Annotated in this window: 9 protein-coding genes; 7 read left to right on the forward strand and 2 right to left on the reverse strand. The window is 39.1% G+C overall.

Annotated elements, in window-relative coordinates:
• Window position 1 precedes the first annotated feature (1 nt).
• Window positions 2-1111, forward strand: a complete 1110-nt coding sequence (locus tag H3Z82_RS09365) for an efflux RND transporter periplasmic adaptor subunit (RefSeq protein ID WP_182205242.1) — start codon at window positions 2-4, stop codon at window positions 1109-1111.
• A gap of 9 nt (window positions 1112-1120) precedes the next feature.
• Window positions 1121-4210 carry an efflux RND transporter permease subunit gene (locus tag H3Z82_RS09370; protein ID WP_182205243.1) on the forward strand — a complete coding sequence of 1030 codons (3090 nt, stop codon included), beginning with the start codon at window positions 1121-1123 and terminating at the stop codon, window positions 4208-4210.
• Between the two features lie 434 nt (window positions 4211-4644).
• Here H3Z82_RS09370 and H3Z82_RS09375 read toward each other — a convergent pair whose 3' ends face one another.
• Window positions 4645-5964 carry a carboxypeptidase-like regulatory domain-containing protein gene (locus H3Z82_RS09375; protein WP_182205244.1) on the reverse strand — a complete coding sequence of 440 codons (1320 nt, stop codon included), beginning with the start codon at window positions 5962-5964 and terminating at the stop codon, window positions 4645-4647.
• Window positions 5965-6150: 186 nt separating this feature from the next.
• On the reverse strand, window positions 6151-8637 hold the full coding sequence (locus H3Z82_RS09380) for a M14 metallopeptidase family protein (RefSeq protein ID WP_182205245.1): 2487 nt from the start codon (window positions 8635-8637) through the stop codon (window positions 6151-6153).
• 122 nt (window positions 8638-8759) lie between these two features.
• Here H3Z82_RS09380 and bshC point away from each other — a divergent pair, with 122 nt between their 5' ends.
• The 5 genes from bshC to guaA all read left to right on the forward strand — a co-directional run bounded on the left by bshC (window position 8760) and on the right by guaA (window position 22263).
• Window positions 8760-10370 carry a bacillithiol biosynthesis cysteine-adding enzyme BshC gene (bshC, locus tag H3Z82_RS09385; protein ID WP_182205246.1) on the forward strand — a complete coding sequence of 537 codons (1611 nt, stop codon included), beginning with the start codon at window positions 8760-8762 and terminating at the stop codon, window positions 10368-10370.
• Window positions 10371-10390: 20 nt separating this feature from the next.
• Complete coding sequence (locus H3Z82_RS09390) at window positions 10391-11761, forward strand: pyridoxal phosphate-dependent decarboxylase family protein (RefSeq protein ID WP_182205377.1); 1371 nt, start codon at window positions 10391-10393, stop codon at window positions 11759-11761.
• A 476-nt stretch (window positions 11762-12237) separates the two neighbouring features.
• Window positions 12238-16941 (forward strand): LamG-like jellyroll fold domain-containing protein, encoded by a 4704-nt coding sequence (locus H3Z82_RS09395; RefSeq protein ID WP_182205247.1) that lies wholly within the window; start codon window positions 12238-12240, stop codon window positions 16939-16941.
• Window positions 16942-17495: 554 nt separating this feature from the next.
• Window positions 17496-20426 (forward strand): discoidin domain-containing protein, encoded by a 2931-nt coding sequence (locus H3Z82_RS09400; protein WP_182205248.1) that lies wholly within the window; start codon window positions 17496-17498, stop codon window positions 20424-20426.
• A gap of 301 nt (window positions 20427-20727) precedes the next feature.
• Window positions 20728-22263 (forward strand): glutamine-hydrolyzing GMP synthase, encoded by a 1536-nt coding sequence (guaA, locus tag H3Z82_RS09405; RefSeq protein ID WP_182205249.1) that lies wholly within the window; start codon window positions 20728-20730, stop codon window positions 22261-22263.
• The last annotated feature ends 20 nt before the right edge of the window (window positions 22264-22283 follow it).

A 22283-nucleotide genomic window follows, 5' to 3' on the forward strand; every position in this document is an offset into this window, starting at 1 on the left:
GATGTACACCACCAATTTATACCGTCTGATGCTTGTTGTTTTTGCGATTTTACTTGGTGCAAGTTGCGCAAAAAATAAGAATGAACACATCATTCAAGAAGAGAGCCCCACGTTTTGTCTCAATGATTTTATGAAAGATGATATTGTCAAAGTGGCGATAGAAAAAAAAGCTATTACAGAATCCATTTTATTAAATGCGAAAGTAGAGGCAAATCCTGACAAGCTGGTTCACTTTGTGAGTCTTGTAAGTGGCGTAGTGACCAAGACCTATTTTTCCTCTGGTGAAAAGGTTAAAAAAGGACAGTTGCTTTTGGAAATGATGAGTAGTGAGTTGAGTAACCTGAACTCAGAGAAATCCAGTCTGCAATCTCAAATTTTGGTTGCACAACGTGAATTGGAATCGGTACAGGAAATGCATCGTGATAAGATTGCTTCTCAAAGAGATTTGATAGCGGCACAAAGTCATTTGGATGTGTTGAGGGCAGAGCTTCAAAATACCAATGCACAACTCAACCTATATAGTGCGAGTAGTGAACGTGGTGTGTTTCAGGTGAGAGCCTCGTCTTCAGGCACAATTATCAGTAAGAATGTTGCCGCCGGAATGCAGGTTTCTGCAGAGGGCGATCCGCTTTTTACAATCTCCGATTTGGATGAAGTTTGGATCATGGCCAATATTTATGTGGGGAATGTACCGTATGTAAAACAGGGCATGCCCGTAGAAATAAAAGCTTTGCCTTACGCCAATGAGGTGTTTTTTGGAGAGATAAATGCAGTGTCGCAAGTGTTTGATTCCGATGAGCGTGTTTTAAAAGCACGTATTGTGATGGATAATATTGACGGAAAACTCATGCCGGGCATGTTGGTGGATGTTACAGTTGAAAAGGAAGATGGCCTCATGGCAAACGCTGCTCCTGTAGAGGCCTTGGTGTTTGATGATAATCAGCACTTTTTGGTGCTCTACAAGTCCGATTGCGATATTGAAGTCCGAAAGGTAACGCCCAATATTCAAAACGCCAACACGGTCTATTTTGAAAACAATATAGAAGCGGGCGAACAAATTATTATAAAGAATCATCTGCTGATCTACAACCATCTAAAAGCACTAAAATAAACCTTATCCATGAAGAAATTTGTTCAAGGTATTGTTGGGTTTTCCTTAAAAAACTCGACCATTGTATTTTTTCTAACGGGATTATTGTTGGTAGCGGGCATTATAAATTATATCAAAATCCCGATAGAGGCATTTCCAGATGTTACCAATACAAGAGCACGAATCATCACCCAATGGCCGGGTAGAAGTGCTGAGGAAGTAGAGAAATTTATTACACTTCCAGTTTCGAAAGAAATGAATACCATTCCCAAAAAAGCAGAAGTGCGATCTACGTCTTTATTTGGGCTTTCGGTGGTGACCGTTCTTTTTGATGATGATGTTGAAGATTTCTATGCGCAACAATATGCTTCCAATAGATTGCAAGGATTGGAATTGCCAGAAGGAAGTGACGCTCAAATTGAACCGCCATCTGGAGCTACCGGTGAAATTTTCAGATATGTGGTAAAAAGTGACCTGCCAATTAAGGAGGTTTCCTCAATCCACGATTGGGTTATTGAACGAGAATTGCTGTCGGTGCCGGGTGTTGCCGATGTAGCGAGTTTTGGAGGGGAGGAAAAAATTTATGAAATACAGATCAATCCTAGCGAATTAAAAAACTATGACCTTTCGCCTTTAGATGTTTACGAAGCGGTTTCTAAAAGTAATATTAATGTTGGCGGAGATGTGATCCAGCGTGGTGATCAGGCTTACGCCGTCCGTGGGGTTGGGCTGTTGGAAAGTGTTGCAGATATTGAAAATATCCTAATTACGGTCAACGGTTCTACGCCAGTTTTAGTGAAACACGTAGCCGAGGTTATCATTACGGCCAAACCAAGACTGGGCCAAGTAGGTTTAGATGATGAAGATGATCTTGTCCAAGGAATTGTGATCATGTTGCGTGGTGAGAATCCAGCCGATGTTATTGAAGGTCTGAAAGCTCGAATCAACGAACTTAACACCCGAATTCTACCATCAAATGTGGAGATCGTTCCGTTCATAGACCGTTCGGAATTGGTGGAAACTACCGTTAGTACAGTAACGACCAACTTAATTGAGGGGGTGATTCTGGTCTCGCTGATCGTCTTCATTTTTCTATATAATTGGCGTACTACGCTTATTGTAGCCTCGGTAATTCCGCTGTCCTTTTTATTTGCCATTATCATGTTGCGCATTCAAGGGCTTCCAGCAAACTTAATATCCATGGGCGCACTCGATTTTGGATTGCTCCTGGAAGGTACTTTGGTGATTGTGGAACAGGTGTTTGTTTCCCTTCAAATTAAATCCCGCCTTATGGGACGGGCTAAATTTGCCAAGGCTTCTAAATTGGGAATTATTAAAAAAAGTGTGGGTAAGGTCTCAACCCCCATATTTTTTGCCCTATTTATTCTTATTGTTGCACTCATGCCTATATTTTCTTTCCAAAAAGTGGAAGGTAAAATGTTCTCACCCTTGGCTTTTACCTTAGGTTATGCGCTTTTAGGTTCGCTAATTTTGAGTTTGACCTACGTGCCAGCTATGTGTAAAGTGCTATTAAATAAAGGAGTTAACGATAGGGAGAGTATGGTTTCAAAATTTTTTAACAAACAATTCTTTAGGCTCTATAAGTTTACCGATAAACACGGAAAAGCTACATTGTATGCCTTTGTGGGTTTATTGGTGATATGTGCTGTAAAATTCAGTTATTACGGCACTGAGTTTTTACCAAAATTAAATGAGGGTGCTATCTATGTCCGAGCAACCTTACCGGTAAGCATCCACTTGGAGGAATCGGTGAAATTGGCACAGGAGATGAAAGAAAAAATTCGCCAACACGACGAGATAAAATTTGTGTTGACCCAAACGGGACGTCCCAATGATGGTACTGATCCTACGGGGTTTTTTAATATTGAATTCCACATTGAATTGGAGCCTGAAGACGAGTGGGAACGTAATATCTCAAAAGAGGATTTAATGGCAGAATTACGGGATGATTTGGAAACTTATCCTGGTATCAATTTCGGATTTAGCCAACCTATTCAGGACAACGTTGAAGAATATGTGGCCGGCGTAAAAAGTTCGTTGGTGGTCAAAATTTTTGGAGATGATCTTTTCGAATTGGAAGGGAAAGCTCATGAGGTTGCTGATGCCATCCGAGATATTGAGGGTATTACTGATTTAAATGTTTATGAAAACATCGGTCAACCCGAATTACGAATTCAATTGCATGACAATAAGATGGCAAAATACGGTGTTACCATGGCCGATGCGCAGTCGGTAGTAGCCATGGCCATTGGAGGTCAGGCTGCTACAACGTTTTATGAAGGTGAACGGATGTTTGATATCCGTATTAGATATCAAAAACAACATCGTGAATCGGCGGAGGCTATTGGTAATATTTTGGTGCCTGTTTATGATGGCCACCACGTTCCATTAAAGGAAATTGCCACCATTGATTTCCATACCGGTCCAGCGTTTATCTATCGCGAAGGCAATAGCCGATATATCGGAGTTGGTTTTAGCATTGAAGGTCGCGATTTGGGAAGTACCATTGCCGAGGCGCGTAAAAAAGTGGAAGCAGAAGTAGACATTCCGCCGTATAATAAAGTAGAATGGGCTGGTGAATTTGAAAGTAAGGAACGTGCTAGTAAACAATTGATGGTGGTGGTGCCTATTTCTTTGCTGTTGATTCTTTTCTTGTTGTATATGAATTTTGGAAATGTTAAAGATACAATTATAGCTGCGCTAACACTACCGTTTGCTTTTGTTGGTGGTTTGATATCTTTATGGGTGACAGGAACAGTTTTTGGTATCTCGGCAGGTATCGGTTTTATTATCCTTTTTGGTGTATCTACAATTAACGGACTCATTTTAATTACGGTTATTCATGAGAAATTAAGGGAACGCCATAATTTAAGAGAAGCGATTTCTTTGGGAGTCAAAGAAAAAATAAGACCTATTGTCATGATTGGTTTGATGGGTGCCATGGGCTTATTACCTGCCGCGCTTTCCAATGGTATGGGATCTGAAATCCAAAAACCTTTGGCAATTATGATTGTAGGTGGTATTTTAATTTGTACACTACTTTCACTAACGGTATTGCCACAGTTGTTTTATTTGGCGTACAGAAAATCAAAGGAATAGTTGATGTTTAGAGGATAGAAAATAGAGAAAAATTGGCAGTTTTCAGGTGACAGTCGGCAGTTCGCAATTGGCATAATTATATTGAGTAAGTTAAGGCCAAGTTTTCTTTGGGACTTTTAAGATTGCGCCGTGTATTTAGTGTAATAAAATGCATTAACAGCTTAGAGTTTTAATATTTACGATTCATTATTTGGTATTAAAGATAGGTTAGATTTTACACCTGTTCTTTAATATAACTCTCCAAAACGATTATGGATACTGGGATTCTTTCTCGCAGCGGATAATGCAATTAAAACTTGGGATGTGATTGAAATAAATATTTGATTTTCAATTAATAAGTCCTTGGCATCTAAGGTTGAGTCAAGAACTCTAGTGATTTTTAAATTTCTTGAAGATGTTTTAATGCAATGAGAATAAAAAATAAAAATTAGTCTTTACTCATTCCTAATTCGTCTCTTCATTTGTCGGTTGATTTTATCGATGGCAGACTCAATAGATTTCTCTGGTTCAATGATATTGTATTCTCCCCAAAAGTCAGGGTCAGAAAAACCAGAGGCTTCATCACTTAGAATAACCGTGGGACGTAAGGTTTCTTTTCGGGTAAAGGAATCGTTAAAACTCCTTGCCCAATCGGTTACGGCCATTTCACTGCTCAAGGTGTATACACTATTAAATAATTTCCCCTTCCAATTGACTTTCATAGTTAATTGAAGGTTGCTGTATCCATAAAACCACTTGCCATCTTTAATTCTATAATCCACACGATACGCTGCTTCTGTTGGATAAACGGTAACGCGGTTAGGCTTCTTTCTGACAAACATCTTTGCCGCCATTTCCCGATTGTCAACATTCAAATTATAGATAGCACTGATCAAAACAAAAGTTTCGGCATCAATATAAAGTTTTCCGTAATAAAGCGGATGGTAAAACTCTGGTCGTGCTTTAAAATTTACCACATAAACTGAACGGTCATTGATTTCAGTTGGCTTATCGAAAGAAAATTCATACTCGGATAGATTGTTTTCTGGAAATGTATATTCAGGATATTTTATCATGTCAGCATACAATGCACTGAAAGGGCCGCCTTGTAATTTTACGGCCAAAGTATCCAATCTGTTATAGTCTGTACTTTTTCGCGCTTTTATAAGTTTGATTTTATCTGATTTTGACGAGGTGTATGGTTCTCTGTAAATTTCTACAACAGCTTCAGATAATGACGCGTCACGACGTCTTTTTTTGATGGTTTCCCTATAGAAAGCAGTCATTATGGTTTCTTCATTAAAATAGTGTTCACCTTTTTTGTCTAAGGCAGTTTTCACTAATGATCGCGCATCCTTGGGGACGTTTATTTTTACCTCTGAAAGTTGCATCGCAGACTCTTCCAGTAAAATTTGAATGTTATCCCCGTTCAGATTCGAAAGCGGAATAGTTTTAACCTGATAGCCCAAAAAAGAGATGGTGATGGAATTGTCGACCAGCTCATTGGGTACTTTGAGCAAAAATTCACCATTAGAATTGGTGATGGTGCTAATATTTGTATCGTCAACGGTGATCGTGGCAAAAGATAAAGGTGCTTTAGATTTGCTATCAACAACAGTTCCCTTAAATTCAGAGAATGTTTGTATGCTTTGTTGCTCTTGAAATAAGGTGGCTGCAAATAGCGAAGTCCCACTATAAATAATGAACAAAAAGTATAGCAAACATCTTTTGTAGTCGAAGAAAACGCCGTTGGATTTAGTTTTCACAATATTCATAACAGGGAAGTTTATGTTATTAAAATACAAAATAAAATAGACGTGGAAACGGCATCAACTGTTAATTTTATTTTCATCAACAGGTTTCAATAGAACAGAGACCTCGATAGACGAGATTAGTACTTAGTCAAACTTCTTAGTTCTCTTCGCTCTCCCACTCGAAAAGCGTAGATTTTATTATCTTTTCTACAGTTGAAAGGCATTATTATTCACAAAGAAAATGGCATTGACAAAAAATAATTTACCATTTTCCCAAAAATTCCTGAAAAGGATATTGTCAGCCATGTAAATAATGCTACCCTTACCATAGCGTTCTTCACCGAAAATCAAAGAGTTGTTAAGATTGCTTAAAGTGTTTTTACCCGCAAATCCGGACATCTTTTTCGGATTTTCGCCTAAATAGCCAACGTTGTAACCTTTTTCCAATAAGCTGTACGCAGTAGGCCCTGATTTTAGTGTGAAATAATTTTGACCATAGCCAAACGCCAACGGATGGGTATTGTCAATTTCGGCTTTAAAAATACTACCAGTAATCAGCTCATTGGTATTGTCACGCTCGCGATCTGCATAGGCCACGAGGTTGCTTTTTATAGCAGTGGTATCTTTTGATTTATTTTTCTTTAAATTAAAATCTTTATGATCTGCAAAAATGTTTAAAGCGCCGTCAATCGCAATCACCTTTCCTCCTTTTTTGATCCAATTTTGAAGTTTTTCTAAGTTAGATGCATCAAATAATCTACTGAAATTCCCATTCGGAATCACCAAAACCGTGTATTTGTCAAGATCGGTTCTGGCAAAATTAGCGGTATTAATTGAGGTGACGGGATACTGTAATTGTTGTTCAAAAAAATGCCATACTTCGCCATAACCTAACGATGACGTGTAATTGCCTGAGAGTACGGCAATATTATGTTTATTGACCAATTTGACATCTGGCGACCCAAAATCAGGGCCTGTTTTTGAAAATCCGCTGGTAACCGCAACCGTTCTTCTCTTAAACTTATTGGCGGCAGCAATAACTACAGCATCAAAGTCTTCAATGTTTTTATTGTCACCCCTTATAATAATTAAGGCACCCCGATCAAAGGATTCAGAATTTCTGGTAGTTAAAGGCTTTTCTGTGAAACGTATTTTAATGTCTTTTTTTAATAATTCAGCTAGAAATTCGGCGTCTTTCATGTGGTCCCACTTAGAAACATAGGCAACGGCATTAGCGTTTTTCGTATTTAATTCTGAAGTCTTCCCAATAGTTGTGGTACCAACTGAATTTTTGCTTGCAACGGCGTCCAATCCGTAAGCATAGGGTAGGGACCAGGCTGTTATATCGTAAGTAATTGAATCTGCCAATTTTGTATGGGGTTCAAATAAAACTTGTACCATCTGACCTTTTGGTTGTAGGGCGCTGACTACCAGGTCTTCGGAATTTACAGTGCGACTGCCATTTTTACCTTCTATATAATTGAAACCCGTAATTTTTCCTGAGGTTGCGGCATTATAACCAATTTCGTGTTTGTCCAATAATGCTTTTAACCCGTTTATCTTATCAGCAGAGCCACTCAAAACATAACTTTTATACTTTACATTTCTGTTAGTAAAGAATTTTTTGAATTCGGTATTTAGTTTTTCGGCATTTTTTGAAGCCATTTCTACCGTTGATAAACCCGTAGTGTAATGATGCTCCAATCGGTCCACTAAGATTAGCACATCACCTTCATCATTCAAAACACCTAAGCCTGATTGGCCACTTTGCTCATAGGTCATTCCGATGGCTCCCATATAGGTCGGGTAAGTATCGCCATAACTTGGATAAAGCAAATCAAAACGTTCTTTTGTAAAGTAAAGCCATCCGTTGGCATCAAAGTATTTGGCGTGATTTTCTCCAATTTGAGTTTGGAAATCACGTTGCCAATCGGTAATAATCTCGTGAAAAGGTGCTGCAGCAGGCGCAAAATAATACGGATCGTTGATGCCCTGTTCATGAAAATCGACGTGAATTTGTGGCATCCACTTATTATAGACTTTTAATCGTGCCTGTGTTTCTTTTTGGCTGGCCCAAACCCAATCTCGATTGAGATCAAATAGATAATGATTGGCTCTGCCCCGTGGCCAAGGTTCGTTTTGTTCGCTGGCTTGTTGGTCAATATTATAAGGCGTGCTTTTGGTCTGATTATACCAATTGACGTAACGATCACGCCCATCAGGATTTAAACATGGATCCATAATGATTACCGTGTTTTCTAACCATCCTTGTTTTTCTGTCAATAAGGTGTGAATAGTTTTCATGGACGCTTCCGTACTCGAAGCTTCATTGCCGTGAACATTATAGCTCAGCCAAACCACGGCAATATCATTGGGAGGTACGCTTCCTTCAAGAATACCAGTGTTTTTGAGATGGTTTTGACGGATGGTTTCAATGTTCTTAATGTTTTCTTCGGAAGAAATAATAGCTGTATATAACGGCCGCCTTTCATAAGTCTCACCGTACTGTTCAAGCTTTACCTGATTGGGAAGTTGCGAAGCAACCATTTTAAAATAGTCCACAACGTGATGGTGTCTTGAAAATTGAGTACCCAAATCATAGCCAAGAAACTCTGATGGTGTTTGGAGGTTTTGCGCTTGGGAAACAAAAACGGAACTAAAAAGAGCGAAAAGGAAAACAGAAAGTTTTTGCATAATGAAATGGTGTGGAATAAATTAGTTGAGTAAAGATAGCAAGCCAAAGTGAATTAACTTTAATTTAGTACTCAAAAAAAGTTAAGAGCATTATCTTTACAAATCAACATTTAAATTCGATTATGCCAACGCGTTACATTCCGTTTAGAGACACCAACTACTTTTCGAACCTAATTTCAGATTATCTCGATGAAAAAGAAAGTCTCAAAGCATTTTATAATCGCTTTCCAAAACTTGAAAACTTTGAAGAGCAGATTGAAGAGAAACAGATAAATTATAATAAAAATAAAAGAGCAGATTTAGTTAAGGCGCTCATGCTGCAATATGAAGGCTTGAGTATTTCCTCCATGACGCTGACTAATATTGATCTTTTAAAACACGGTACTACCTTTACGGTCACTACAGGGCATCAACTGAATTTGTTTACCGGACCTCTATATTTTTTCTACAAAATTGTCTCGACTATTAACCTTTGTAAGGAACTGAAAGCTGCCTATCCTAATTTTAATTTTGTACCAATCTTTTGGATGGCGACGGAGGACCACGATTTTGAGGAAATCAATTTTTTTAATTTTAAGGGGAAAAAGGTAAAATGGGACAGGAAGGCTTCGGGAGCTGTAGGAGAATTGGATTTAGATGGGTTGGATCATGTGTATGAGGTGTTTGCTGCACAATTGGACAAAAGTCAAAACGCAAAATCCTTAAAAAGATTATTTCAACAAGCTTATTTGGAGCATGAAACCTTGACTGAAGCAACCCGGTTTTTAGTCAATAAACTATTTTCTGTGTATGGTCTGGTTATTTTGGATGGGAGCGATCCCATCTTGAAAAAAATGTATGAGCCCTATATTACTGAAGAGTTAATTCAGCAAACAGCTTATGAAAAAGTGACCAAAACAAATGAGGAGATCAATAAATTGCCTTCAAATTATAAAATACAGGTTAATCCAAGAGAAATTAACTTGTTCTATCTCAATAAAGATATCCGAGAACGCATTTTGGAAACCGATGGTGTATTTGGAGTCTTGGATACCGATATCCGATGGACTAAAGACGAATTATTGGCCGAGGTAAATGCGCATCCAGAACGATTTAGTCCGAATGTAATATTGCGCCCCATGTACCAAGAGATTATTTTACCTAACCTTTGCTATATCGGCGGCGGTGGGGAATTGGCGTATTGGTTACAATTGAAATCTAATTTTGAAGCGCAAGACGTGACTTTCCCAATATTATTGCTTCGGAATTCTGTACTGCTCATCACTGAAAAACAAACGGACAAACTTAATAAATTGAATATTCCGGTAACGGATTTATTTTTAAATCAAAATGATTTGATGACCAAGGTGACCAAATCCATTTCTGATATCAATATTGATTTCACGCCACAGAAAGAACAACTGCAAAAGCAATTTGAATATTTATATCAATTAGCGGGGCAGACGGATAAGTCATTTATAGGTGCCGTTGCGGCACAAGAAGTCAAACAGATCAAAGGTCTCGAAAATCTTGAGCAGCGTTTATTAAAAGCCCAAAAACGAAAAATGGAAGATGTTTTGGAACGCGTTAAAATAATCCAAGATGAACTGTTTCCGAGACAAAGTTTGCAAGAGCGCTATCTCAATATTTCAGAATTTTATTTGGAATACGGCGAAGACGTCATTCAGAATTTAATTGAAAACTTAGAGCCATTAAAGGCTGAGTTCTTAATCTTGGATATTTCAAATCAATAAATTTGGGAGCAATGAAAAGTATGCACAAAATTGATTTGAATTTAATTGAGATGACCTTGGATATCATGAAATATGCTATTGGGCGTATTTCGGCGACAGAGCATCCCATTGGAAAACCCAAGAAAAAGGAAGAACTCAAAAGTCTGGTAGGCGAAACCATTACTGCCAAAGGGATTGGTGGCGAATATGCCTTTAATTTATGGAAAGACCATTTGGCAAAAGCGAATGTACCAGTTGACCATCCTCGAAATCTTGCTTTTGTGCCAGCTTCACCTACCAAGGCAGCCATTATGTTTGATTTGGTTACTTCTGCGTCCAGCATTCATGGAGCCTATTGGATGGAAGGTGCGGGCGGTATTTTTTGCGAAAATGAAGCTATGAAATGGATTGTGTCACTCACAGGTATGCCAGAAGGTGCTTTCGGTGTGTTTACGAGTGGCGGTACTGCAGCCAATTTATCGGCCATTGTAACAGCAAGAGAACATTGGCGTGAACGTCCTGAATTCCAAAAAGAAAAGGGATTGATCATTACCTCCATTGGTGCACATTCATCAATCAAGGCCATGGCGAAAGTAGCCGATGTAGATATTCTTTTGGTGGATTCTGAAGAACGATTGACAGGCGAGGATTTAAAGCTAAAGATTCAAAATTTGACCGCTCATGAACGAAAAAGATTATTTGCAGTCGTTGCCACAGCAGGCACAACTAATGCCGGAATCATAGATGACTTGGATGATATTGCGAGCGTCTGCCAACAGGAAAACTTATGGTTTCATGTGGATGCCGCCTACGGTGGTGGCGCTTTGGTAGCAGATTCGGTTCGGCACTTATTTAATGGAATAGAAAAGGCCGATAGCGTGACCATTGATCCACATAAATGGATGTTTTCACCCTACGATTGTGGTGCCGTAATTTATAAAGACCCAGAACTGGCAAAAAATGCACATTCGCAACAAGGTTCTTATTTGGATATATTTAAGGATGAAGGCGCTCACGGTTTTAATCCCACCGATTATCAAATCCAGTTGACCCGTCGTGTACGAGGCTTGCCGTTATGGTTTTCATTGGCAACACACGGAACAGATCGGTATAGGGAAGCAGTGGAACGTGGCATAGAATTGGCCCAGATTGCCGGTAGAATGATTGAAGCACATCCTAATCTGGAATTGGTACGAGAACCAAGTTTATCATGTGTACTTTACCGAAGAAAAGGATGGCAACCTGACGATTATACTGAATGGACTTATGAGAACCATCGTAAAGGCTTTGCATTGGTCACACCTACCAAATGGAAAAATGGCGACCATTTTGAAACCGTATCACGTTTTTGTTTCATCAATCCGGACACTACGGAAAGGGATATTGAGATGATTTTGGAATCGATGGAGTAGAGGTGCTAGTTCCTCATAAGTGAAATTACTAAGTGTATCTTACTTAGCAGAATATCTTTATTTCCAATAGGAAGATTTCATATACAGAAGCTTTCTTTGACTAAAAAAGAAATTCCCTATGCTCTCAACAAAGACATGTCCGTCTGTTTCCTGAAGTTGGGGCCCGAAATTCTTGATATGCTCTCATTGAGTTAATCCAATGTACTTTGGACAATTATAACGCTTTTGAGTATTTGTTAGTTCTTATGTATATGTATCGAACTCCATTACAAACATCTGTTTGTGAGAGAGTTTGTCGAAAATATCCGTAGTTTACCTATAATAAAGTGCGTTGTGTAATAAAGTGCGTTTCTTTATAGAGAAAAGTAGACAATTCGTCTCTTGAATAAATTCATAAATACTTTATTTATTTTTGAATAAGGTATAGTCGATACGACTAAACTCAAGTTCTAAAATCCTACTTATTCCTAACTATTATGATACGCTTAAAATTTTTCACGCTTTCCATATTCCTGCTTTTTATAGGAATTAAGGGTTATTCTCAATCATCACACGATCCAAGCCTTCCTCAAGACGGAGGTCAATGGGGAGGTGTCATTGAATTTGACTTGGTTCCTGTTGCTGTAGCAAACTTGCCAGATGGAAGATTGGTAACGTGGTCTTCCAAATATCATGACGATTTTGATATGAATGATGGGTATACGTTCACCCAAATATTTGATCCGATGGGTAATGAGGGTTTAGGATCTGTCTTACCAAGAACGGTAACTGAAACATTTCACGATATGTTCTGTCCTGGGATTAACAACCTATCCGATGGACGATTATTGGTCACCGGCGGAAGTTCTGATGAAAAAACCAGTATATATGATCCAAAAACAGGGGTATGGACAGCTGATGTAGATATGAATATACCTAGAGGATACCAAGGTGCAGTGACTTTAGCGGATGGTTCGGCATTTACTATTGGTGGTTCATGGAATGAAGGTGTTATAGGAGGTAGAGATGGGGAAATTTGGATAGAAGGAGAAGGATGGAAACACCTGCCTGGATTGCCGGGAGATATACTTTGGAATGCTACTGATTCAATTGGAGATCCTGAAGGTGAGTATCGATTAGATAACCATGCGTGGATGTTTGCTGCCCCTAATGGAAAAATATTACACGCTGGGCCTGGAGAGACCATGCACTGGATTGATGTAGATGGAGCGGGTTCTTATCAAGAAATTGGTCAAAGAGCGCAAGACTCCATGTCAATGAATGGTGGCGCCGCCATGTTTGATATAGGTAGAATTTTAAAAGTAGGCGGTAGTGCGTCATACTCGTCCAATACCGTACCAAATCCAAATGCCTATGTCATAGATCTTGATCCAACAGGTTCTACTGATATTGTGACCGTAACTGCCACGGCTAATCCTATGGAACACGCCAGGATATATGTGAGTAGCGTCGTGCTCCCAAATGGAGAAGTGTTGATTATGGGAGGTCTGGATCATGCGGAGGTTTTTAAGGACGATGTGGCTTATTTATCTGCAGAGATGTTTAATCCTGATACAAATTCATTTCGCACTTTAACCAGTATGCAAGTACCAAGAACCTACCATAGTGCTGCCATTTTATTAAAAGATGGACGAGTCTTTATGGGTGGGGGTGGACTTTGTGGTGTAAATTGTGCAGAAAACCATACAGATGCTGAAATATATAGTCCGCCTTATTTGTTTAATAGCAATGGCGAGTTGGCAGAACGTCCAACTTTAGATGCTCCAGATAAGGCATTTTACGAAGGGTCTTTAATGGTAATGGCTAGTTCAGGCATTCAAGAATTTTCTTTTTTAAGAATGTCCTCAGCCACCCACAGTGTCAATAATGAACAACGTCGGGTGCCTGTAACCTATTCAGATAATAATGATGGTAGTTACAGTTTAAATGTGCCCGAAGCCAACCTTATGCCTCCAGGCTACTATATGTTATTTGCAATAGATGCCGATGGGGTGCCAAGTATTGCTGAAGTGATTATGGTAGGCGCCCCGGATTCAAGACTTAACGGAAACAATTTATTAGTTGAATTTGATTTTTTTGAAGGAACGGGATCTCTAATAAGGGATACATCTGGGAACAGCAATCATGGAGAAATTATTGAACATGACGATGATGGTCATCCAGTCAATCCGCCAAGTCATTTTTGGAGTGCAGATGGTTTATCTGGAAATGCACTCGAAATGGATGGGATGGAATTTAGAAGTAACTCAATTGTTGATATTCCGACTTCTTCTACTATAGGAGCAGCCTTAACAGACCAAGTTACGGTCATGGCTTGGGTAAATAGGAATGTGGATAGCAGGTTGCCAGACGGTAAAATTCCTAATGTGGCTGTTTTTACACATCTGGGTGAACTAAGCTCTGGATATTCGTCATTTTTCCTTGGGTATCACGCAGATGCCTATAAATTAGAGTTTTTTACTGAAGGTGGTTCAGCCGTTATCTATCGTGATGAACCAGAGCATGAGAGATATACGCCTGGAGTTTGGGAACATCTTGTTGGAACCTATGATGGAACTACAGCCACGCTATATGTGAATGGTGAAGTAGTAGATAGCGTAGGGGTTACAGGAAATCTTATAATTAATACTACAGAATCTCTAAAAAGTGCATTCACCTTATCTGGTTTTTATGAACTGCGTGACAATCCTGGAGGAACAGCGGGGAACAGCAGTGGCATAAGCGATGAACTCGACGGCCGCATGGACAAGTTTAAATTATATAATATTGCACTTACCCATGATGAAATCCAAGCTATTTATAATGAAGAATATGAGGTCGTTGTGGAACCGGATCCTTGTGATGATTATTATTTGGTGTATGAAATAGGTGAAAATTCCGGTAGTGGCTCCAAAGAAATTTCCATTCGTGAAGGCGATAGTATCAGATTGACCCTTAATGATGAAAACGTGCAGTATATTGTGAGAAACCCTGATGGGGTCGAAATACCGGATGGAATTATAGAAAACATCATGGAATCTGGTGAATATACTATAACCACTATATTGAATGAAACAGCGGCTGCCACAAGTGTGGTTGCCATCGGAGCCTGTAGTGAACACACAGGTTGGGGTGAAAATATTGCTGATAAAGCTGTTGATGGAAGTCCTAATACCTATTGGCACACGGAATGGGGGAAAGATAATGAACCGGCTGACTTCCCTCATTGGATAGATTTAGATTTAGGTGTAGAAAAAGGAGTAGTAGGTCTTGAGTACTTACCTCGACCAGATGATATAACTGATGCAAATAGAAAAAATGGTAACATTGCTGATTTCGCTATATATGTAAGTGATTCAGTTGATGATTGGGTGAGTGAGGACTATTTAGATTGGGGTGTTCCTATCCACTCTGGAACATGGAATGATATATATGAATGGAAAATAGAAGCATTTCCTGAAATACGTGGTAGATACTTGCGCTTAGTGTCACACAGAGAAGTAAGAAATACTCAAGCATTTGCCAATGCAGCGGAAATTAGAGTGATAGTGACTACAGAATGCGTTCAAACCATAGAAATTAATGTGGTGACTCCAAAAACCTTTGTTTTTAACGACACTTGGTCTTCTAATGGAGATCCAAGTGTTAAAGCCACTGAATCCAGTGAGTTTGATGATATCGTTATTGAAAGTGGTGTGGCTGAAATTTTGAAGAGTACCTCGGCTCGAAATATTACAGTTCAACCTGGAGCGGCCCTTACCGTAAATCCAAATACTGCAGTTAATTTATCGGTTAGAAATACCCTCACTCTAAATTCAAACTCGACGTCTTATGCAAGTTTGATTGAAACTGGATATTTAACCGGGACTGTTATTTATAATCGTTATGTGAATAAGATGGGAAATAATACATCAGGTGGCGGTAATGATCTTATTTCGCCTCCTGTAGCTCGGAATTTTAATAAAGATTTTGTAACTGCAAATGATGGTGTATTGGCAGCGCATCCAGCTAATAACGGCATCTTTGCCTTTGCGCCGTATAATCGGGACACTGGAAAATATGAGAATTTCAACATAGGTACTGATAGTTTGGGAAGTTTTGCAACGGTTCCAGGTGTTGGATACAGAGTTGCAACAGTCGATGGGGGAACCCTAACTTTTAGAGGAACGACGACTAAGAATGTTGTAAGTGTTCCAATTACTGAAGGTACTGAAAGTTCTTGGAACCTTATCGGGAATCCTTATCCTTCTTATCTTGATTTTACAGAGTTTCTCTTAGCTAATCAGGATCAGTTTGATGCCAATGGTTATCAAGCCATTTACGGTTATACGGGTGAATCTAATAGTTGGGATATCTGGAACTCAGCTACAGGCGGATCACTGATTGCTCCTGGGCAAGGTTTCTTCGTAAAGTCCAGATCAGGTGGTGGTACGGTTCAGTTTACACCTGATATGAGGCGGCCAGGTAATTCAGATGATTTCATTCCAAATAGACCCGGTAGTTCATCTAAAGTCTTAAGTAGGTTGAAATTAAGTAGAGCTTCCAATGCGGTTTCCACCAGCGTGTATTTTATTGAAGGCACAACCAAAGGCTTGGATCCTGGTTATGATGCGGCGGCTTACGGTGCCACGTCAGTTGATCTTTCGATCTTTACCAATTTATTGGAAGAGAATAATGGATTGGACATTGCCATTCAGTCTTTGCCTTATGAAGACTTCAACAACGTGATTGTTCCTTTGGGAATCAAAGCAAAAGCTGGAGCTGAATTGAGCATCAGCCTGGATGAGGTTTCAACACTGCCATCAAACATCAATGTCTATTTGGAAGACACTCAAAACAATACGCTGACATTTTTAAATGATGATGACTATACGTTTACACTTAGTTCAGATTTGAATGGCACAGGACGTTTCAATGTGCATTATGCGTCGAGAACGCTATCCATTGGCGATTTGGATGTGAACGACAATTTGCGCATCTACACAACAGCATCACCTAAAACCTTATTTATTACAGGACAGTTGACCGGTGCCACAACCGCTCAGCTCTATGATATCCAGGGGCGTTTGGTATTGAGCAAAGCACTCAATCCAAATATTATAGAAAACACTATGGATATCTCAACTTTTGGTACTGGTATTTATGTGATAAAACTTAATAATGACCATCAAAATAAAACTCAAAAGCTTGTCATTAAATAGGGCAAAATGATTGGCAAATGCCAATCGAATAGTACAAACTATTAAAGCTGAACAACACCCTCGTTGTTCGGCTTTTTTTATTGGATATATTATTTACGATTGGAGTGAAAAGGATTACGCCTATGTGAAGCATTTTGCGTATTTACAATCGACAACTATGTTGTGCGAAACTGAAAGTTTCCTTTCGTATAAAACCTTCAGGTTCGATCTTTTGTATAAATCATGAACCTCGAAACCCGTCCAAGCGACAAGGGCGGGCAAGTCCACGAGATATGAATAAGGAATTATCTTTTCGATCGAGGCAAGCCTCGGGGAATTAAAACCCACTGGTGGGAATAATCAAACTTCAATATGATTTTGGGATTATAAAAATGATAAATACGCAACAGGTATTATATAAATCTCTCTGGTAGCCTAATATGAAACGATGAAAATTTTCTTGAACTTAAATAGTTTGTCGAGAAGATTGGTAGTATATCTTAAAAAATCGGTCATCGTAGAATTATGTTTTTAATTTGCAGACAGTTGACCGTTGAATTTGATTAAAAAATCAAATGTTCAAACAGTCTCAGCTCCAAACTTTATCTCTTAATATTATGAAGAACTCTACTTATTCTCTACTTCTTTCAGTTTTAATTTTATATGGATTTCAAGGGTTTTCGCAAAACCTTGGACCCAATTTGGCTCTTGGTCAACCAACCTCACAATCCAGTGTAGGCTGGGGAGGAAATCCTGAGAAAGCTGTCGATGGTAATACGAGTGGTTTTTTTGATAATGATAATTTACCCAATAACTCTGTTACACATACCGCAGATGGTGATTATGATGCTTGGTGGCGCGTCGATTTAGGTGAGTTGTATGATTTATCTCAAATACGGATTTACAATAGGACGGATGAATTGGAGCGTTTAGCTGGTGCAGAGGTCTATGTTGGTAACATTAATAGTCAAGATGTTGATGATTATCGATTAGTTGGAATTTTAAATTCAAGAACCATCCAAGTAGTATCAATCGATCTTGGGATTGCAAGATATATAATGATTCGTCAAGATGATATATTAAGCTTGGCAGAAGTTGAAGTATATGCTAATCCTTTAAACTGTCCTCCCGCAGGTAGCAGCTGTGATGATGGTGATCCAAATACAATCAATGACGAACAAGATGGGGATTGTAATTGTTTGGGTACCGTTATATTATGTGAGGATTTATCGATAGCCTATCAAATAAATAGTGACCAAAGAGTTGACGGTGTAACAGAAGTTACCGTCGCTGCGGGTGATGATATAGGGTTGTTTTTAAATTTGGAGGGTGTGGACTATACGGTCACAGATCCAAGTGATACTGTTTTAAATAGTCCTATTATATCAGACATCAGTAGTGAACAATCTGGTCTATATACAGTGACCAGCGACTTGCATCCTATCGTGCATTTTGTAGATAGTGCGGAATTTTTGACAGAGAATGGCCGCGCTTCAAACGCCGTTGATGACGATCCGAACACCATATGGCATACGGAATGGTCAGCCATAGATGATCCATACCCTCATGAAATAGTTATTGATTTACGTACTGAATCGGTTGTGTCGGGTCTTGATTATTTACCAAGACAAGATGGTATATTGCATGGAATGATTGCCGAATATGAAATTTATGTGAGTAATTCAACTACAAACTGGGGCAGTCCAGTTGCTTCTGCACATAATGATAATACAGGAACTAATGTACCATGGGCATACAATGCCGATTTAAAAACAGTGGCTTTTACTGAAACCCAGGGGAGGTATGTGCGCTTTGTTGCACTTTCAGAAGGAGGTGATAATGATTGGGCCTCTGCTGCAGAAATTACCGTGATTAGCGAACCAATTACACCATGTGTCAAAACCATACAAATAAATGTGGGAACAGCATACGTTTATGATGGTATGTCATGGTTGCCAAGCGATCCAAATATCGGTAGCGTCGGCATACATGATAGTATTCTCATTGATTCAGGTGATGCTGAAATTTCCAATGATATATCATGTTATAGTGTAACCATTGCACCTGGCGCAGGATTAACTATAAATAATGGAGTCACACTGACTGCCAACAGAACAATATTGCAATCGACATCACTTACCTATTCCAGTTTAATTCTGAATGGTGAGATCAATGGCCCTGTCAATTATGAACGTCATGTCAATGTCATTGGAAATTCAGCCGGTGGTGGAAATGATTTGATTTCTGCACCAGTGATCAACCAAACTTTTGGATTTTTTGCATCTGAGCCTGCTAACAACAGCTTAGCAGCATCTGGAACGCTAAGAGCATTTGCGCCTTATAACACTGCTGCTGGTGCCTATCAAAATTATGATGTTAATACGAATGCATCCACTATCATAGCTTCAGGAGTGGGGTTCAGAGCGGCTACAGCTGAAGGTAGTAATTTGACTTTTACAGGCTTAGTTTCAAAATCAAATGTACAGGTGGCTATGTCAGATGCCTCAGCAGGAAGAGCCTGGAACCTGATTGGAAACCCTTACCCATCCTATCTTGATGTTGAATCGTTTTTCACAGCGAATAATGTGAACCAGTTGGAAGATGAATATGTTGCGGTGTACGGATATACAGGCAGTAGAGATAGCTGGGAAATTTATAATCAGGCCAATGTGCCTAGCGGAACATTAATGGCACCGGGACAGGGATTCTTTGTAAAAGCGAAGTCTGGTGCAGGCAGTATAATATTTACACCGGCTATGAGGCGTACAGGAACTACTGATGACTTTATATCTGGTAGGCCAGGTGGTAACTCTAAAGCATTAAGCAAACTTAATTTAAGCAGCGCTTCCAATACGGCATCAACAAGTATCTATTTTATTGAAGGAACCACCAGAGGTTTGGATCGAGGGTATGACGCTGCAGCTTATTCGGCAACTAAAGTTGATTTCTCAATGTTTACCAACTTATTGGAAGACCATACAGGTCTTGATATTGCCATTCAATCCTTACCTTATAATGATTTTAAGAATGTCATTGTACCATTGGGAGTTAAGGCTAAGAAAGGATCTGAATTAACAATTAGTATTGATGATGCTTCTACTCTGCCACCCAATATCAATGTGTATTTGGAAGATACCAAAACTAAAACATTAACCTTGCTTAACAATGGCGATTTTAAATATACACCTACAACTGACGTAAACGGTTCTGGCCGATTTAATGTGCATTACTCATCCAGAACGCTGTCTATTGACGATATAGAATCCAATGATAACCTACGTATCTTCACGACGGCATCGCCTAAATCATTATATATTGTGGGACAGTTGACTAATTCCACTATAGCCTATTTGTATGATATACAAGGCCGACGTGTATTGAGCAAAGTTCTCAATGCCAATAGTACAGAGAATACAATGGATATTTCAACTTTAAGTCCAGGTGTTTATGTGGTCAAGATTAATAATGATCATCAGACTAAAACACAAAGGGTGATTATTAGATAATAACCAATAATTGCATATATTAGAAAAGCTGTCTTTAAAAGGCAGCTTTTTTTATTTAGAGATGTATAGGCACTTAGTATATTATCGCCTCCGCTTTAGAGGGCATTAAACCTTGGTGATATCTGTTCTAAATTTTTTTGAGGTATTTTAATGAAACTTTCGTTTTGCTTTTTAATTAGGGCGATAGTCTTATGCTATTTTACAATGCATACTCATTCAAAATTCAATATCTTTGGAAAAATTATTAAAACAAATCGCGGGTCCAAATTCGTCATTATAAAATCAATTACTACTTTTGCGCATGCAACATAATAAAGTCCTTATTTTAGATTTCGGATCGCAGTACACACAGCTGATTGCGAGACGTGTGAGAGAGCTCAATATATATTGTGAGATCCACCCATTCAATAAAATTCCATCAGAAATAGATAGCTTTAAAGCGGTCATTTTATCTGGAGGGCCATCATCCGTTAGAGCAGAAGATGCACCACATCCAGATTTGTCAAAAATCAGAGGACACTTGCCGTTGCTCGGTGTGTGTTACGGCGCCCAATATCTGTCTCATTTTTCTGGAGGACTGGTGGAACCATCAGATTCTCGTGAATATGGAAGGACTAATTTGTCTTATATCATGGTCAAAGAACCTTTGTTCAATCATATTGACACTGGAAGTCAAGTGTGGATGAGCCATAGTGATACTATTAAAAGCTTACCAACTAACGGACTGTTGATTGCCAGTACAAAAGATGTTGAAAATGCGGCTTTCGTTATTAAAGGTGAGCAGACTTATGGCATTCAATTTCATCCTGAAGTATATCATTCTACCGATGGCAAGCAACTCTTGGAGAACTTTTTGGTGCATATTGCAAAATTGAAGCAGGATTGGACACCTCAGTCTTTTGTGGAAGAAACCGTTGAGAGCTTACAAGAGCAAATTGGTAACGACCGAGTTGTCTTAGGGCTTTCTGGAGGCGTAGACTCTTCAGTGGCTGCAATTCTGCTGCATAAAGCTATTGGCAAAAATCTGTATTGCATTTTTGTAAATAACGGATTGCTTCGTAAAAATGAATTTGACAGTGTTTTGGCCCAATACGAAGGCATGGGGCTCAACGTCAAAGGTGTTGATGCTTCGGCACGTTTTTTGGACGCTCTTGCGGGTGTGAGCGATCCGGAGTTGAAACGAAAAGCTATCGGTCGCGTATTCATTGAGGTTTTTGATGATGAAGCACATCAAATTGAAGATGTAAAATGGTTGGCACAAGGCACCATATATCCTGATGTGATAGAAAGCGTATCTGCCACCGGCGGCCCAAGTGCTACGATTAAAAGCCATCATAATGTAGGTGGATTGCCTGATTTTATGAAGCTTAAAATAGTCGAACCTTTAAGAGCTTTGTTTAAGGATGAAGTTAGACGTGTAGGAGCTTCTATGGATATGGATGAAAATATCTTAGGTAGGCACCCATTTCCTGGTCCTGGTTTAGCCATTCGTATTTTAGGCGATATTACTGCTGAAAAAGTACGTATCTTACAAGAAGTAGATGCTATCTTTATCAATAACCTTAAGCAATGGAACTTATACGATAAAGTATGGCAAGCGGGAGCTATTCTGTTGCCTGTAAATAGTGTTGGCGTAATGGGCGATGAGCGCACCTACGAAAAATGCGTTGCGTTAAGAGCGGTAGAAAGTACGGATGGTATGACTGCAGATTGGGTAAATTTACCTTACGAATTTTTGCAAAACACCTCCAATGAAATAATAAATAAAGTAAAAGGCGTTAATAGAGTAGTCTATGACATTAGTTCTAAACCGCCAGCAACTATTGAATGGGAATAGCGGGAGACGCCAGCTTACAG

The organism is Gelidibacter maritimus, assembly GCF_014062315.1.
GTDB classification, from domain to species: domain Bacteria; phylum Bacteroidota; class Bacteroidia; order Flavobacteriales; family Flavobacteriaceae; genus Gelidibacter; species Gelidibacter maritimus.

Excerpts from the sequence above, each read along its gene's own strand:
- H3Z82_RS09365 (WP_182205242.1), top strand. The coding sequence starts at position 2 with ATGTACACCACCAATTTATACCGTCTGATGCTTGTTGTTTTTGCGATT.
- H3Z82_RS09370 (WP_182205243.1), top strand. The coding sequence starts at position 1,121 with ATGAAGAAATTTGTTCAAGGTATTGTTGGGTTTTCCTTAAAAAACTCG.
- H3Z82_RS09375 (WP_182205244.1), bottom strand. The coding sequence starts at position 5,964 with ATGAATATTGTGAAAACTAAATCCAACGGCGTTTTCTTCGACTACAAA.
- H3Z82_RS09380 (WP_182205245.1), bottom strand. The coding sequence starts at position 8,637 with ATGCAAAAACTTTCTGTTTTCCTTTTCGCTCTTTTTAGTTCCGTTTTT.
- bshC (WP_182205246.1), top strand. The coding sequence starts at position 8,760 with ATGCCAACGCGTTACATTCCGTTTAGAGACACCAACTACTTTTCGAAC.
- H3Z82_RS09390 (WP_182205377.1), top strand. The coding sequence starts at position 10,391 with ATGCACAAAATTGATTTGAATTTAATTGAGATGACCTTGGATATCATG.
- H3Z82_RS09395 (WP_182205247.1), top strand. The coding sequence starts at position 12,238 with ATGATACGCTTAAAATTTTTCACGCTTTCCATATTCCTGCTTTTTATA.
- H3Z82_RS09400 (WP_182205248.1), top strand. The coding sequence starts at position 17,496 with ATGTTCAAACAGTCTCAGCTCCAAACTTTATCTCTTAATATTATGAAG.
- guaA (WP_182205249.1), top strand. The coding sequence starts at position 20,728 with ATGCAACATAATAAAGTCCTTATTTTAGATTTCGGATCGCAGTACACA.